This window comes from Stenotrophomonas sp. 17(2023) (assembly GCF_030345315.1).
Classification (GTDB): domain Bacteria; phylum Pseudomonadota; class Gammaproteobacteria; order Xanthomonadales; family Xanthomonadaceae; genus Stenotrophomonas; species Stenotrophomonas acidaminiphila.
This window is the reverse complement of sequence record NZ_CP128405.1, coordinates 1,633,128-1,648,160: the sequence shown is the minus strand read 5'-3', so window position 1 is coordinate 1,648,160 and position 15,033 is coordinate 1,633,128. Positions and strand designations below refer to the sequence as shown.

Here is a 15,033-nt window from a genome sequence, read left to right as displayed (position 1 = left end):
CATGTGGTATTTCGCCTGGATTCTCGGCGTCGGCCTGGCCTCCACCGCCGCCATCCTCAACGGCATGTGGTTCGAGGCGCGCGAGCAGCGCAGGACCGAAGCGAAACGATAGGAAAACACGCCCGCGGTATTGCAAGAATGCGTGCCGGGGAGTATCTTTCCGCCTCCTTCGCGGGGTGTAGCTCAGTCTGGTAGAGCGCTACGTTCGGGACGTAGAGGTCGCAGGTTCGAATCCTGTCTCCCCGACCAAGGGTCGAAACACGCAAGCCCGGCCGACGGCAACGTCGGCCGGGCTTTTTCGTACTGCACGCGCCGATGCCGGCGGCCGCGCGCGATGGCCCGGATGGACACTGAAAACAGTTGCACGGTCCCCCCCTCGCCGTTATCATAGGCGGCTCCTTCGGGGTGTAGCTCAGTCTGGTAGAGCGCTACGTTCGGGACGTAGAGGTCGCAGGTTCGAATCCTGTCTCCCCGACCAGTTCGACAAAAGCCGGCCTTGTGCCGGCTTTTGTTTTTTCGCCACCATGTCGAACCCGCCGGGCCATCGACGGGCGATGCCAGGAACCGCTCCCGGCGGTTCCTTTCGTTATTCCGCGGACTGCGCGGTCGCGCGTCGTCCGCGCCGGAGCCACGCAATGTCCAATTCCGCGTCCACGGCACCACGGGCTTCGCTGCTCAAGGGCCGCCTGCTGGCCTTCGCCGCCATCATCCTGGTCTCGGCCAACCTGCGCAGCGCGGTCACTTCGCTGACACCGCTGCTGGACCGGCTCGGCCACCTGTTCGACTTCGGCAGCACCATGACCGGCGTGCTCGGCATGATGCCTACCGCCGCGTTCGCCGTGTTCGCGCTGGGCACCCCGCGCCTGATCCGCTGGATCGGGCTGGAACGCACCGCGGTACTGACCATGCTGCTCGCCACCGCCGGCCTGCTGCTGCGCGCCAGCGCCGGCAGCGTCGGCATGTTGCTGGCGGGCTCGGCGGTGGCACTGGCCGGCATGGGCATCGGCAACGTGGTGGTGCCGCCGCTGGTCAAGCGCTACTTCGCCGACCGCGTCGGCACGCTGAGCACGCTCTACATCACCGTGCTGCAGGCCGGCACGATGGTCCCGGCGCTGCTGGCGGTGCCGGTGGCCGACCGTTTCGACTGGCGCGTCTCGCTGGGCATGTGGTCGCTGCTGTCGCTGGCCGCGCTGCTGCCGTGGGTGCTGCTGGCCCGGCGCACGCCGCGGCCCCGGCACGCGGCGGACACCGCCGTGGCGCACGCGCCCGGGCGGGTGTGGAAGACCTCGCTGGGCTGGGGCATGGCGCTGATGTTCGGCATGACCTCGCTGGGCACCTATTCGCTGTTCACCTGGCTGCCCAAGGTCATGGTCGAGGCTGGCGCGAGCGAAGCCTTCGGCGGCGTCATGGTCGCGCTGTACTCGGCCATCGGCCTGCTGCCGTCGCTGCTGGTGCCGGCATTGGCGGTACGCATGCGCAACCCGTTTCCGATCGCGATGCTGGTGGTCGGGCTCAATGCCGTCGCTTTCGCCGGCCTGCTGTGGGCGCCGATGCAGGCGCCGTGGCTGTGGGTTGTGATCGCCGGCCTGGGGCCGTCGACGTTCCCGCTGGGGCTGACCCTGATCAACCTGCGCACCCGCACCCCCGCCGGCTCGGCCGCACTGTCCGGTTTCATGCAGGGCGTGGGCTACAGCCTGGCCAGCCTCGGCCCGCTGCTGTTCGGCTGGCTGCATGGCCTCAGCGGCGGCTGGGCAGGATCGTTCGCCTTCCTGATGCTGTGCTCGCTGGTGCTGCTGGTCGCGGCATGGTTCGCCTGCAAGCCACAGCAGCTCGAAGACCACTGGGCGTGAGCACGCCGCGCCCGGGTGCGCGCTGCGCGGCGGCCAACGCTGGGCCGCGCGGTTACGAGCGGACCTGGCCTTCGCCGCGCACCACGAAGCGCTCCACGGTAAGTGCTTCCAGCCCCATCGGGCCGTAGGCGTGCAGGCGCGTGGTGGAGATGCCGATCTCCGCGCCCAGGCCCAGTTCGCCACCATCGGAGAAGCGCGAGGAGGCGTTGACCATCACCACCGCCGAGCGCAGCGCGTGCACGAAGGCGTCGGCATGGGCCGGATCGGCGGTGGCGATGACTTCGGTGTGGTCGGAGGTATGGCGGCGGATATGGGCGATCGCCGCATCCAGCGAATCGACCACCCGCACCGCCAGGATCAGGTCCAGGTATTCGGCGGCGTAGTCGGCCTCGTCCGCCGGCGCCACGCCGGCGACCAGCGCCCGGGTGGCGGCATCGCCGCGCAGCTCGACCCCGCGTGCGCGCAGCGCGTCGGCAGCCAGCGGCAGGAAGCGCGGCGCGATGTCGGCATGCACCAGCAGGGTCTCCAGCGAATTGCAGGCCGCCGGGCGCGACACCTTGCCGTCCAGCAGCAGGCCCAGCGCCAGCTGCAGGTCGGCGCTGTCGTCCACGTACAGGTGGCACACGCCCTTGTAGTGCTTGATCACCGGTACCCGCGCATGCTCGGCGACGAAGCGGATCAGGCCCTCGCCACCGCGCGGGATCGCCAGGTCGACGATGTCGTTGAGCTGCAGCAGCTCCAGCATGGTCTCTCGGCGCAGGTCCTCCACCAGGGTCAGCGCGGCATCGGGTACGCCAGCCTGGCGCAGGGCGCGCTTGAGCGCGGCGGCGATCGCGGTATTGGAATGGATCGCCTCCGAGCCGCCGCGCAGGATCACGCCGTTGCCGGCCTTGATGCACAGCGCCGCGGCGTCGGCGGTGACGTTCGGGCGCGCCTCGTAGATCATCGCGATCACCCCCAGCGGCACGCGTACCTTCTGCACGCGGATGCCATTGGGCCGCGTGTCGTCGCGGGTCACCTGGCCTACCGGGTCCGGCAGCGCGGCAACCTCGCGCAGGGCGTTGGCCACGCCGGCCAGGCGCTGCCGGTCCAGGGCCAGGCGATCGAGCATCGCCGCGCCCACGCCCTTGTCGCGCGCGGCCTGCAGGTCGCGTTCGTTGGCAGCCAGGATGGCGCCGGCATCGGCGTCGAGCGCATCGGCCATCGATGCCAGCAGTCCGCGCCGTGCATCGCCGGAAAGGCGCGCCAGCACCTGCGAGGCGTCGCGGCACTGCCCGGCAAGGGTCTTGATGTCGGTCATGCGTACAGCTCCCGGGAATATGCTGACCGGTCGTGGCTGTCGTGCGCCGGGGCGGTCACGGCAGCAGCACCAGGTCGTCGCGGTGGATCACGTTGTCGCCATAGGTGTAGCCGAGGATGGCCTGGATCTCGCGGGTGTGGCGGCGGCCGATGCGGCGCACGTCCACCGCCGAGTACTGGCTGATGCCGCGCGCCACGCAGGCTTGCCCGCCCTCGCCGTCCACCCGTACCTCGATCATGTCGCCGCGGCGGAACTCGCCCAGCGCATCGACCACGCCACCGGGCAGCAGCGAAGCACCCTTCTCGCGCAGCGCCCGCGCCGCGCCCGCGTCGACCAGGATTGCCCCCGGCTCGACCGGCGCATGCCGCAGCCAGTACTTGCGCGCGGCGATGCGCGAACGCCCGGCGTGCAGCCGGGTACCGCGCAGGCGCCCCTGCGCCAGGCCACGCACCACCTCGCCACTGCGTCCATTGAACAGGAAGGTATCGATGCCGGCGGCACCGGCCTTGGCCGCGGCCTGCAGCTTGGTATGCATGCCGCCGGTGCCGACCGCGCTGCCGCTGCCGCCGGCCATCGCCATCACCGCGGCGGTCAGCTCGACGACCTCGTCGACCGGCCGCGCCTGCGGGTCGCGGCGTGGATCGGCGGTGTACAGCCCGTCGATGTCGGTGGCGATGAACAGCGCGTCGGCATCGACCAGCGCGGCGACGATGGCCGCCAGGTTGTCGTTGTCGCCCAGCTTCAGCTCATCCACCGAAACGGTGTCGTTCTCGTTGACCACCGGCAAGGCGCCCAGTGCCAGCAGCTCGTTGAGCGTGGCGCGCGCGTTGAGGTAGCGGCGGCGGTTGCGCAGGTCGTCGTGGGTGAGCAGCACCTGCGCCACCGGGCACTCGAAGAAGCGTTGCCACAGGGCGATCAGCTGCGCCTGGCCGAGCGCGGCAAGCGCCTGCCGCGCGGCCATCGTCGCGCTGGCCTCGGCCGCCTTCGGCACGATGGCGCGCCCGGCGGCCACCGCGCCGGAGGAGACGATCACCACCTCGCGGCCGGCCAGCAGGTTGGCCGAGACGAACTGCGCCAGCCCCAGTGCGAAGCGCGGGGTCAGGCCGCCGCCATCGGCGGCCAGCAGGCTGCTGCCGACCTTGAGCACCGCCCGCCGCCACGGTGGCAGCGCCTGCTCGGCGAAGGGCGAAGGCGCGGTGTCGTTCATGGGCTCAACGCGTGTTCCATTCGTGGACGGTCAGGTCCGAGCAGTCCTGCAGGACCAGTGGATCGGTGGCGACGATGGCGCGTGCCTGCGCCAGGTCGTCGACGTTGCACAGCACGTAGGCGCCGCCGCTGCCGTCGCCGAAGCCGCCGGTCAGGTACAGCCGCCCCTGCGCGCGCAACGCATCGAGGAAAGCCTTGTGCGGTTCGATCACGCTCGCGTCGAACGCCGGCCTGCGCATGGCCATCACCAGGTACAGCTTCACGTCGTGCTCCAGGGCGGGAAGTACCGCCACGCATGTTGCACTGCCGCGCGGCGGATGTGGACGATGCTTTCGTTTCCAACCAACCGGCGTGCTCCGCGCGGCGCGTGCGCCGCATGAACCTACAGGGCGGCCCAGCGGGCCTGCAGTTCGTCCAGCCGCAGGTCGGCCGCCGCACCCGGCGACACGCGCGCGGCGAGGCTGCCTTCCGGCGTGCGCCCCTGCCCGGCCGTGTCCGCCGCCGCGGCGGCCGCCTTGTAGGCTTCGCGGAACGGTACGCCGGCCACCGCCGCCTCGACCGCCACGTCGGTGGCGTACATGCCCGAATCGATGGCGGCGCGGATGTTGTCGTCGCGCCAGTCCAGGTTGGACAGCAGCGCCGGCAGCAGTTCCAGCGCCGACAGGCCGCGGCCGAAGCCATGGAAGATCGCGCCCTTGGACGCCTGCAGGTCGCGGTGGTAGCCCGACGGCAGCGACAGCAGCTGCTCGATCTCGGTACGCGCGGCGGCCACGCTGGCATGGGTGGCGCGCATCAGTTCGATCACGTCCGGGTTGCGCTTGTTGGGCATGATCGAACTGCCGGTGGTGTACTGCGCCGGCAGCGCCACGAAGGCGAACTCGCCGGTGGTGAACAGCGACAGGTCCCAGGCGATGCGGCGCAGGTCCAGCGTGGCCCCGCCCAGCGCCTCCAGCGCGGCCAGTTCGAACTTGCCGCGCGAGAGCTGTGCATAGAGCGGGCTGATCTGCATGCGCGCGAACTCCAGCGCACGCGTGGTGTGTTCGCGGTCCAGCGGCAGGTTGACGCCGTAGCCGGCGGCCGTGCCCAGCGGGTTGCAGTCGATCAGCCGGCGCGTATCGGCGGCGCGTACCGCGTTGTCGATGAAGGCCTCGGCCCAGCCCGCCCACCACATCCCGGCCGAGGACACCACGGCGCGCTGGATATGGGTGTAACCGGGCAGCGGCTGCCGCTGTTCGGCGACGGCGCGGTCCAGCGCCACCTTCGCCACCTCGCGGCTGAGCGCGGCCAGGCGTGCCAGCTTCTCCTTCAGCCACAGGCGGGTGGCGACCAGGATCTGGTCGTTGCGGCTGCGGCCGGTATGGATCTTGCGGCCGGCATCGCCCAGGCGCTCGGTCAGGCGCGCCTCGATCGCCGAATGGCAATCCTCGTACTGCTCGTCCAGCACGAACGCACCGCTGCGGAAATCATCGGCCAGCAGCGCCAGTTCGCGCTTGAGCGCGGCCAGCTCTCCGGCCGACAGGATGCCGATGTGCTGCAGGCCCTCGGCATGCGCGGTACTGGCCTGGATGTCGTGCAGGAAGAACTCGCGGTCCAGGATCACGTCGTCGCCGGCGAGGAAGGCCTGGATCTTCGCGTCCACCGCGACGCCGGGTTTCTGCCACAACAGGTTGGTCATCGGAAGTCTCTCGGAATGGGCTTGGGGCGGGTCAATGCGGGATCGCGGTCAGCTCGGGCAGGCCCAGCGCGAGGTTGAGGTTCTGCAGTGCCTGCGCCGCCGCGCCCTTGAGCAGGTTGTCCAGGGTCGCCACCACCACCACGCGCTTGTTGCCCGGGGCCAGGGTGAAGCCGCCGATCTGCACGCCATGGCGGCCGGCGATGCGGCTGACCCACGGCGCATCGTCCACCACCTCCACCAGCGCCTCGCCGGCGTAGCACCGCGTGTACAGCGCCACCACCTGCTCGCGGGTGAGCGGCTGCTGCAGCCACAGGTTGACGGTCATGGTGATGCCGCGGAAGTGCGGGGCGACGTGCGGCATGAACTCCACCGGCACGCCGAGCCGGGTGGACACCTCACGCTCGTGCACGTGGTTGGCCAGCGCGTACGGCATCAGGTTGTCGCGCAGCAGCACGGTGTTGTTCTTGTCCGACGGCGCGGTACCGGCGCCGGAATAACCCGACACGCCGAAACAGGCCGGCGGCCCGGCCAGCTGCGACAGCAGCGGCGTGATCGCCAGCTGCATTGCGGTAGCGTAGCACCCCGGGTTGCTGATGCGCTTCTGGCCGGCGTAATCGTTGCGGGTAAGCTCCGGCAGGCCGTAGTACCAGCCGTTGTCGAAGCGGTAGTCGGCGGACAGGTCGACGATCACGGTCTCGGGCCGGCTGGCGTCCAGCGCAGCTACGAAGGGCTCGGCCTTGCCGTTGGGCAGGGCCAGGATCACCGCGTCGGCGCCCTTGGCGGCCACCGCCTGCGGATCGAGGCTCTCATAGCGCAGCGGGCCGCTGTAGCCGGCGTTGTGGTCGGCCACGGGCTGCCCGTCCAGTTCGCGCGAGGACACGAAGGCCAGCTCGATCCGCGGGTGCGCGGCAATCAGCCGGATCAGCTCGGCGCCGGTATGGCCGCGGGCACCGACGATGCCCAGCGAGAATTTCCTGTCGGTCATGAATGCGAATCCAGTAGTGACTGCAGATGGCGGCGCACCGCCGGCCATTCGCTGTCGATGATGGAAAAAACCACGGTATCGCGCGGCGTGCCGTCGGCGTGGCGCCGGTGGTTGCGCAGCACCCCGTCCTGCCGGGCGCCGAGCCGGGCGATGGCCGCGCGCGAAGCCTGGTTGAACCAGCTGGTCTCGAAGCCGACGCCGATGCAGCCCATCGCCTCGAAGGCGTGGCGCAGCAACAGCAGCTTGGCCTCGGTGTTGAGGCCGGTGCGCTGCACCCGCCGCTGGTACCAGGTGTAGCCGATGTTCAGCCGCGGCACGCCGGCATCGAGCGCGTAGTAGCGGGTGCAGCCGACGACCTCGCCGGCACTGTCGGCAACCACGAACGGCAGCGCGCTGCCCTGCGCCTGCGCCTCCAGTGCCGCCACCACGTAACGCTCCACCGCATCCGGCGCCGGCACGTTGGCGTACCACAGGCGCGACAGCTCGCCCTCGCCCAGCGCCCGGCGCAACGCCGGCACATGCGCCATGGACAGCGGTTCGAGCGCGACATGGGTGCCGCGCAGCTCCGGCACAGTGCTCCAGCAGGCGTCGGCCGCGGACCGGGTCATGACGTCATCCCTGCAGGCTGGGCTTGCGCCGCGCGCAATGCTCGACGAAGCCACGGATGCGGTCGAAGTCGCTGGCGCCGAACCAGAACACCTTCCAGTGGTCGAGCTTGTAGCAGCCGTCGGACTCGGCGTAATAGAAATGATTGACCGGGTTGCCGTTGCGCGAGCGCCAGAACAGCTGCGGGGTTTCCTCCTGCATCACGTTCCACACCGCGCGCCCCAGGCCTTCGCCCTGCGCGTCGTCGAGCACCGCGAACTTGTCCAGGTACACGCCTTCCGCCTCGTCGGTGAGGATCACCGCGGTGCGGTAATGCTCGCTGACGTAGGCGCGCAGCAGCTTCGTCTTCTCGAAGTAATCCGGCACCAGCTGGCGGCCGAAGCTGGATTCGATCAGCGCCTTCAGCCGCGCGGTGTCCAGCTGCTCCCACGACGTCGCCCTGAGCACCTTCTCGCCGCGGCGGACCAGGGTGCCCGAGCCCTTGTGGGTGAACAGCTCCTTGGCCAGGTCGGCCGGGCGCGTGATCGATACCGAGGATTCCTCCGGCAGCTTGTCCAGCAGGTCCTTGATCTGTTCGATCTTGACCTTCATGCCACCGTGCAGCCACGGCTGCTGGATCAGGTGTTCGTACTCGGTGGACAGGTTGATCGAATCGATCAGCCTGCCATCGGCATCGAGCAGGCCGCCGGTGCCGGTGAGGAAGATGATCTTGTACGGCTGCAGCTCCTGCACCAGCTCGTTGGCGGCGAAGTCGGCGTTGACGTTGAGGATCTGCCCGCTCGGGGTCTCGCCCAGCGAGGTGATGACCGGGATCGAACCGGCGCGCAGGCTGGCCTCGATCGGCGCCAGGTTGACCCGCTTCACTTCGCCGACCAGCCCGTAGGTATCGCGGTCCAGGTACTCGGCCTCGAACACGCCGCCGGTGATGGAGGTGGCGCGGGCGCCGTTCTGCTGCAGCGCCTCGACCAGCTGCAGGTTGGACTGCTGGAACACCTTGCGCACGATCGCCAGCGCTTCGGGGGTGGTCACGCGCAGCCCGTTGACGGTGCGCTTCTCGATGCCGGCGGCCGACAGCTCGGCATCCAGCTGCGGGCCGGCGCCGTGCAGCACGATCGGGGTCAGCCCGACTTCCTGCAGGAACGACAGTGACGACGTCAGCGCCTCCAGGTCGTCGCGCAATACCGCGCCGCCGACCTTGACCACGGCGAAGCGCTTGGCGTCCAGCTGCGAGAAGCGCTTGAGGTACTGGCTGATTTCCTTCGCGCTGGCCATGCTCGAAAGCAGGCGCACGATGGTCTGGCGGGTCTGGCGGTGGGGTTGCATGGTGGGCAGTTCGTCTGTCGTGGGGGTGGAACGCGGCGATCAGGCGCCGCGCTGCAGGATCGTGAGAACCGAACCGGCGTAGCGCTGCAGCTGCTCCAGCGTCACGAACTCGTCGGCGGTGTGGGCCTGGGCGATGTCGCCGGGACCGTAGACCATGGTGGTGTAGCCGGCGGCCGAGAACAGCGAGGCCTCAGTCCAGAAATCGACCGCATTGCCGATCGGCAGGCCCAGCTCCTCGGCGACGTCGCGTGCGGCCAGGCGGCGTTCCTCGGCGCGGGCGATGTCGCCGGACGGCAGGCTCGGGCCGCGGAAGGTCTCCTCGAAGTGCGCGGCCGCCGGCTCGGCGAAACCGGCGAAGGTCGCCAGCAGCTGGTCGATGTCCATCGACGGCAGCGGGCGGAAACCGAAACGCAGCTCGGCCTCGGGCGCGATCATGTTGGCCTTGATGCCGCCTTCGACGCGGCCGATGTTGAAGCGCAGCCCGGTCAGGCCGCCGAAGCGCGCATGCGCCAGCGACTGCACGTGGTCCAGCGCGCGGCCGCCCCAGCGCATGGCCTGGTGCAGCGCGCTGGCCGCCGCGTCCTGCTGGCCGGAGGCATGGCCGGCGCGGCCGCTGAATTTCATCAGCACCGAGCTGATGCCGCGGTGCGCCAGCACCGCCTCGCCCAGGGTCGGCTCGGCCACCAGCACCGCTTCATACGGGATGCCGCGGGCCAGGAAGGCGGCGATGCAGCGCGGGTCGTTGGCTTCCTCGTCCGAGGAAAACAGGAACGCCGCATCGCCGTCGGTGCGGTTGGCGGCGGCCACCAGCGCAGCCGCGGCGCCCTTGATGTCGCATACGCCGAGCCCGACCACGCGGTCGTCCAGGCGCCGCATCACGTGCGGATCGGCACTCCAGCGCGGCGAATCCGGCACCGTGTCCAGGTGCACGTTGAACAGGTACTTCGGCGCGCCACGCACCGCGTACAGGCTCACCGCGCCGGCGCCGTGGTCGACCACCTCGACCTGGAACCCGGGCAGGTTCGCGCGCAGGTAATCGAAGATGCCGCCGGTGGTGATCGCGCGCGGCGGGTTGCGGGTGTCGAAGGACACCAGCTTTTCCAGGTGCGAGAGCGTGGATTCGAGCAGGTCGGTCATGGTCTGTCGGGAGCTGTCAGTGGCAGGCGGCTGGCGCGTACGGGAAACGAGGATGGCGGGAACGCCCGGCCGCATGCGGGCGCCCATCGAAGGCGTTGACCGCATTCGCGCCCCGGAATCCAGGGGCGCGGGCGGGCCGGGGTCTGCAGGCACCCTTCCCGCGCCGTGGCGGGAAGGACGCCGGCATCAACCGTGGTTGACCTGCGCGTACAGCGTGGAGCTCATGCCGAACAGCTTGATGAAACCCTCGGCCTCTTCCACGCCCCAGTCGGCCGACTGCGCGTAGGTCGCCCCCTTGGCGTTGAGCAGGTGCGGCGAACGCACCGCCACCGCATCGACGCGGGCGCCACGGGTCTCCAGCACCACCTCGCCGTTGACCTTGCCCTGCGACGACTGCAGGAACGCCTCCAGGTCGGTCTTCAGCGGGTCGTGATAGAAGCCTTCGTAGACCAGTTCCACCCACTTGCGCGCCACGTCCGGCTTGAAGCGGTTCTGCTGCTTGGTCAGCACCGCGTCCTCCAGCGCGCGGTGCGCGGCCAGCAGCGCGGTCAGGCCCGGCGCCTCGAACACGATGCGGCCCTTGAGGCCGATCACGGTGTCGCCGGTGTACACGCCGCGACCGACGCCGTACGGGGCGAACAGCTTGTTGAGCCTTGCCAGGATCTGCTCGCCCGGCAGCGCCTTGCCGTCCAGTTCCACCGCCTCGCCCTCGACGAACTTCAAGGTCACGGTCAGCGGTTCGATCGGCCACGCGCTGCGCGGCGCGCACCAGCCGCGCGCACCCTCGCCCGGGGCTTCCCACCTGTCGATTTCGCCACCGGACATGGTCACGCCCAACAGGTTCTCGTTGATGGTGTAGGCCTTCTGCTTGGCGCGCACGCCGAAGCCGCGCTCCTCCAGGTACGCCTGCTCGTAGGCGCGGGTCTGGGTGTGCTCCTTCTGGATCTCGCGGATCGGGGCGAGGATGCGGTAATCGCCCTGCGCCTTCACCGCCAGGTCGAAGCGCACCTGGTCGTTGCCCATGCCGGTGCAGCCGTGGGCGATGGCGTTGGTGCACAGCTCGGCGGCGCGCTTGAGGACGGCATCGACGATCAGGTAGCGATCGGACACCAGCAGCGGATACTGGCCCTGGTAGCCCTCGCCAGCCCACACGAACGGCTTGACGAAGCCTTCCCAGATCGCCGGGCCGCCATCGACGGTGACGTGGCTGGCCACGCCCAGTTCGGCGGCGCGCTTCTCGATGGTCTCGCGCTCCTCGGCGTCCACGCCGCCGGTGTCGGCGAACACGGTGTGCACGTTCCAGCCGCGCTCCTTCAGGTAGGGCACGCAGAAGCTGGTGTCCAGGCCGCCGGAGAAGGCCAGGACGATGTCGCGGGATTCGTTGGGAGTGGTCATGTGGGGGATCTCGTTGGGCGACGCGCGGGCCGCCGTTGCTGAATCGGGTAAAGGGAAAGCGGCGGGATGGATCAGCGGACCAGTGCGGCCATGATCGCCTTCTGCACGTGCAGGCGGTTCTCGGCCTCGTCGATGGCGATGCACTGCGGCGAATCCATCACCGCGTCGGTGGCCTTGACGTTGCGCCGCAGCGGCAGGCAATGGCTGAACACGCCGTTGTTGGTGAGCGCCATCTTGGCCTCGTCGACGATGAAGTGCTTGTACTGGTCGCGGATCGGCTTCTCCGGCGCCCAGTTGCCGAAGTACGGCAGTGCGCCCCAGCTCTTGGCATAGACCACGTCGGCGCCGCGGTAGGCGCTTTCGATGTCGTGGCTGACCGTCAGCGAGCCGCCGCTTTCGGCCACGTTCTGCGCGGCCCAGCCCATGTAGCGCTCGTCGAGGATGTACTGCTCGTCCGGGCACAGCAGGGTCACGTCCATGCCCATGCGGGTGGCGATGGTCAGCGCCGAGTTGGCCACCGCGGTGTTCAGCGGCTTGGGGTGGTAGGTCCAGGTCAGCACGTACTTCTTGCCACGCAGGTCGCTGCTGCCGAAGTGCTCCTGCAGCGCCAGCGCATGCGCCAGCTCCTGGCACGGATGGGTGATGGTCTCCATGTTGATGACCGGCACCGGCGAGTACCTGGCGAATGCCTTGAGCACGATGTCCTGGCGGTCGTACTGCCAGTCGACGAACTTCGGGAAGGCGCGCACGCCGATGAGGTCGACGTAGCGGCCCAGCACCTTCGCCACTTCGGCGATGTGCTCCTCGGTGTCGCCGTCCATCACCGTGCCCAGGTCGAACTCGATCGGCCACGCGTCCTTGCCCGGCTGCAGCACGATGGCGTGGCCGCCGAGCTGGAACGCGCCCAGCTCGAAGCTGGTGCGGGTGCGCATCGACGGGTTGAAGAACACCAGCGCGATGGACCTGCCCTTCAGGTCGTCGCCCAGCTTGTTGCGCTTGAACAGCGCCGCCTGGGTCAACAGCGCGTCGAGTTCGGCGCGGCTCCAGTCCTGGGTGTTCAAGAAGTGCTTCACAGACATCGATCCATCCTTTGCTGGTGCGGGGGACCACCGTTGCCGGCGGCAGGATGCGCGGACGCGCGGCTCATTGCAGTTGAAACTTTCGTGGAACAGAAACGAAAAAACCCAGCCGGGGGCTGGGTTTTCCGAACAGACAGCACGAGGCTCCGGTTTACCCAGCGAATATGTGGGATTCCGGTCGGCGGGCACGCGAAGTCATGCCGGAGGCCATCCGGGCGGTGCTGGTTTCGTGCTGGAAGCTGTTCGCCTTCATCGTCGCGCATGGTCGCACGCGCCCTGGCACCACGCAAGTGCCGCGGCGCAGCAATCAGGGATTGGCCGGTCCCTGTTCCAGGCCCTCGCCCAGCTCGGGGGTGATCGACACCCGCAGCTTGAGGCGGTTGCCGGGGTCTTCGGGCAGGCGCGAGCGGAACTTGATGCCCTTGTAGACGTAATCCACGTCGTAGGCGATGGGCCGGCGGAACTCGCGCCCCACCTCGATGATGCGGCATTCGGGGGTGAGCAGCGCGCCATTGTTGCCGGCACCCGCCGCACGCACCTCCGCATCGGCCTCTTCCTCGCCGTCCTGGTGGCTGAAGATGCCCTTGACCGAATCCCAGAAGCGGCGGAAGCCACCCTTCTGCTCCTCGCCCTTGACCTCCACCGGCGCCAGGGTGAGCGTGGAGACGGGCTCGCAGTGCTCCTCGGTGCGGGTGGCGCGCAGGGTCTGGAACACCGGCTCGACGTTGAGCACCTGCGCATAGTCGTAGCGCACGTTCTCGACGACCACCACCCGGTTGCGCAGGTCGGCGTTCTGCGCCCCGGCCGGCATGGCGGAGACGGCCAGCAGGCAGGCCATGGACAGCGACACGGGAGCGTGCTTCATCGACACTTCAACGGAGATGGATGAGGGATGACCACCGATATAGTGTAGGCGCGACAAGGGATGGAGGCTGAACATTACCCGTCCATCGCGCCGCTGCACAGCCCGGGCGTGCCCGCCCGGCCCCGGCCCGCTAGAATTGCCGGCTCTGTTTTCGCTCCCACGGCACGCCCATGGCCCTGCACCTGTACAACACCCTGACCCGGCAGCTGGAGCCGTTCGCCCCGCTGGACCCGGCCGCCCCGACCATGTACGTGTGCGGCCCGACCGTCTACAACTACGTGCATATCGGCAACGCCCGCGGCCCGGTGGTGTTCGGGGTGCTCGCGGGCCTGCTGCGGCGCCGCTTCGGCGGCCTGCGCTACGCCCGCAACATCACCGACGTCGATGACAAGATCAATGCAGCGGCCCGCGAACAGGGGGTGCGGATCTCGGCGATCACCGACCGCTTCGCCGCCGCCTACCGCGACGACATGGCCGCACTGGGCGTGGCGCCGCCGGACATCGAGCCCGAAGCCACCGCCCATATCCCGCAGATCATCGCCATGATCGAGCGGCTGATCGAGGCCGGGCACGCCTATGCCGCCGAAGGCCACGTGCTGTTCGCGGTCGCCACCTTCGACGGCTACGGCAAGCTGTCGCGGCGCGACCCGGACGAAATGCTGGCCGGCGCCCGCGTCGAGGTGGCCCCGTACAAGCGCGACGCCGGCGATTTCGTGCTGTGGAAGCCATCCAGCGACGACCTGCCCGGCTGGGAATCGCCCTGGGGCCGCGGCCGCCCGGGCTGGCATATCGAATGCTCGGCGATGGCCGCCGCCCACCTGGGCGACACCATCGACATCCATGCCGGCGGCGTCGACCTGCAGTTCCCGCACCACGAGAACGAGATCGCGCAGAGCGAATGCGCCCACGGCGGGCGTACCTTCGCCCGCTTCTGGCTGCACAACGGCATGCTCAACTTCGGCGGCGCCAAGATGAGCAAGTCGCTGGGCAACATCGAGCGCGTGCACGACCTGGTGCGCCAGCACCCGCCCGAAGCGCTGCGCTACGCGCTGCTGTCGGCGCACTACCGGCAGCCGCTGGACTGGTCGGACGCCCTGATCGAGCAGTCCGTGCGCACCCTGGACCGGCTGTACGGCACGCTGCGCGACCTGGACGAGGTCGACGCCGGCGCTGCGATCCCGGCCGCGGTCGAGGCCGCGCTGGACGACGACCTCAACACGCCGCTGGCACTGGCCGAGGTGGCGCGCATCGCCAGCGAGGCGCGCAAGGCCGAAAGCGACGGCGAGAAGGCGCGCCTGAAGGGCGAACTGCTCGGCGCCGGGCTGGCCCTGGGCCTGTTGCAGCAGGCACCGTCGGCGTGGTTCGGCCGCGGCGCGGGCAGCGACGACGATGCCCGCATCCAGGCCCTGATCGATGAACGCATCGCCGCCAAGCAGGCCCGCGACTTCGCCCGTGCCGACGCCATCCGCGAGCAGCTGGCGGCGGAGAACATCGTGCTGGAGGACACCCCGCAGGGCGTGCGCTGGGTGCGCAGGCGCGCCTAGCCAATGCCCGGCCGGCGCATCCGGCGCCGCTCCAGCCATGCCGCGGACGGCAAGGCCCTCCCCTGACG

The 15,033-nt window shown here is 69.5% G+C and carries 14 protein-coding genes and 2 tRNA genes; 5 read left to right on the top strand and 11 right to left on the bottom strand.

Features of this window, described 5'->3' with window-relative positions; all coding sequences use genetic code 11:
- The first annotated feature begins 1 nt into the window (after window position 1).
- The 4 genes from cydX to QQA12_RS07345 all read left to right on the top strand — a co-directional run bounded on the left by cydX (window position 2) and on the right by QQA12_RS07345 (window position 1,850).
- A complete protein-coding gene (cydX, locus tag QQA12_RS07360) occupies window positions 2-112 on the top strand; it encodes a cytochrome bd-I oxidase subunit CydX (protein ID WP_054665088.1) in 111 nt (36 codons plus the stop codon).
- A 60-nt stretch (window positions 113-172) separates the two neighbouring features.
- A tRNA-Pro gene (locus tag QQA12_RS07355) sits at window positions 173-249 on the top strand.
- A gap of 152 nt (window positions 250-401) precedes the next feature.
- Window positions 402-478, top strand: a tRNA-Pro gene (locus QQA12_RS07350).
- Between the two features lie 157 nt (window positions 479-635).
- Complete coding sequence (locus QQA12_RS07345; protein ID WP_182334258.1) at window positions 636-1,850, top strand: MFS transporter; 1,215 nt, start codon at window positions 636-638, stop codon at window positions 1,848-1,850.
- 52 nt (window positions 1,851-1,902) lie between these two features.
- On the opposite strand, the gene QQA12_RS07340 is transcribed toward QQA12_RS07345, so the two are convergent.
- The 11 genes from QQA12_RS07340 to QQA12_RS07290 all read right to left on the bottom strand — a co-directional run bounded on the left by QQA12_RS07340 (window position 1,903) and on the right by QQA12_RS07290 (window position 13,421).
- A complete protein-coding gene (locus QQA12_RS07340) occupies window positions 1,903-3,150 on the bottom strand; it encodes a glutamate-5-semialdehyde dehydrogenase (protein WP_226050339.1) in 1,248 nt (415 codons plus the stop codon).
- 55 nt (window positions 3,151-3,205) lie between these two features.
- Entirely contained in the window at window positions 3,206-4,357 is a 1,152-nt protein-coding gene (proB, locus tag QQA12_RS07335; protein ID WP_226050338.1) for a glutamate 5-kinase, read from the bottom strand.
- A gap of 4 nt (window positions 4,358-4,361) precedes the next feature.
- Entirely contained in the window at window positions 4,362-4,601 is a 240-nt protein-coding gene (locus QQA12_RS07330) for a YciI family protein (RefSeq protein ID WP_056932613.1), read from the bottom strand.
- Between the two features lie 137 nt (window positions 4,602-4,738).
- On the bottom strand, window positions 4,739-6,031 hold the full coding sequence (argH, locus tag QQA12_RS07325; RefSeq protein WP_054665077.1) for an argininosuccinate lyase: 1,293 nt from the start codon (window positions 6,029-6,031) through the stop codon (window positions 4,739-4,741).
- 31 nt (window positions 6,032-6,062) lie between these two features.
- Window positions 6,063-7,016, bottom strand: a complete 954-nt coding sequence (gene argC / locus QQA12_RS07320) for an N-acetyl-gamma-glutamyl-phosphate reductase (protein ID WP_226050337.1) — start codon at window positions 7,014-7,016, stop codon at window positions 6,063-6,065.
- Window positions 7,013-7,624, bottom strand: coding sequence for a GNAT family protein (locus QQA12_RS07315; protein ID WP_056932600.1), 612 nt, complete (start codon window positions 7,622-7,624; stop codon window positions 7,013-7,015). The genes argC and QQA12_RS07315 overlap by 4 nt, the downstream gene beginning before the upstream one ends.
- A 4-nt stretch (window positions 7,625-7,628) precedes the next feature.
- The gene (locus QQA12_RS07310) at window positions 7,629-8,945 is read right to left on the bottom strand and encodes an acetylglutamate kinase (protein ID WP_054665067.1); all 1,317 of its coding nucleotides are present in this window, start codon (window positions 8,943-8,945) and stop codon (window positions 7,629-7,631) included.
- A 39-nt stretch (window positions 8,946-8,984) separates the two neighbouring features.
- The gene (locus QQA12_RS07305) at window positions 8,985-10,082 is read right to left on the bottom strand and encodes an acetylornithine deacetylase (RefSeq protein ID WP_226050336.1); all 1,098 of its coding nucleotides are present in this window, start codon (window positions 10,080-10,082) and stop codon (window positions 8,985-8,987) included.
- A gap of 186 nt (window positions 10,083-10,268) precedes the next feature.
- The gene (locus QQA12_RS07300) at window positions 10,269-11,477 is read right to left on the bottom strand and encodes an argininosuccinate synthase (protein ID WP_226050335.1); all 1,209 of its coding nucleotides are present in this window, start codon (window positions 11,475-11,477) and stop codon (window positions 10,269-10,271) included.
- 71 nt (window positions 11,478-11,548) lie between these two features.
- A complete protein-coding gene (locus QQA12_RS07295; RefSeq protein WP_182334250.1) occupies window positions 11,549-12,556 on the bottom strand; it encodes an N-acetylornithine carbamoyltransferase in 1,008 nt (335 codons plus the stop codon).
- A gap of 307 nt (window positions 12,557-12,863) precedes the next feature.
- The gene (locus QQA12_RS07290; protein ID WP_056932604.1) at window positions 12,864-13,421 is read right to left on the bottom strand and encodes a hypothetical protein; all 558 of its coding nucleotides are present in this window, start codon (window positions 13,419-13,421) and stop codon (window positions 12,864-12,866) included.
- A 170-nt stretch (window positions 13,422-13,591) separates the two neighbouring features.
- On the opposite strand from QQA12_RS07290, the gene cysS reads away from it, so the two are divergent.
- A complete protein-coding gene (gene cysS, locus QQA12_RS07285; RefSeq protein ID WP_226050334.1) occupies window positions 13,592-14,965 on the top strand; it encodes a cysteine--tRNA ligase in 1,374 nt (457 codons plus the stop codon).
- Window positions 14,966-15,033: the final 68 nt, after the last annotated feature.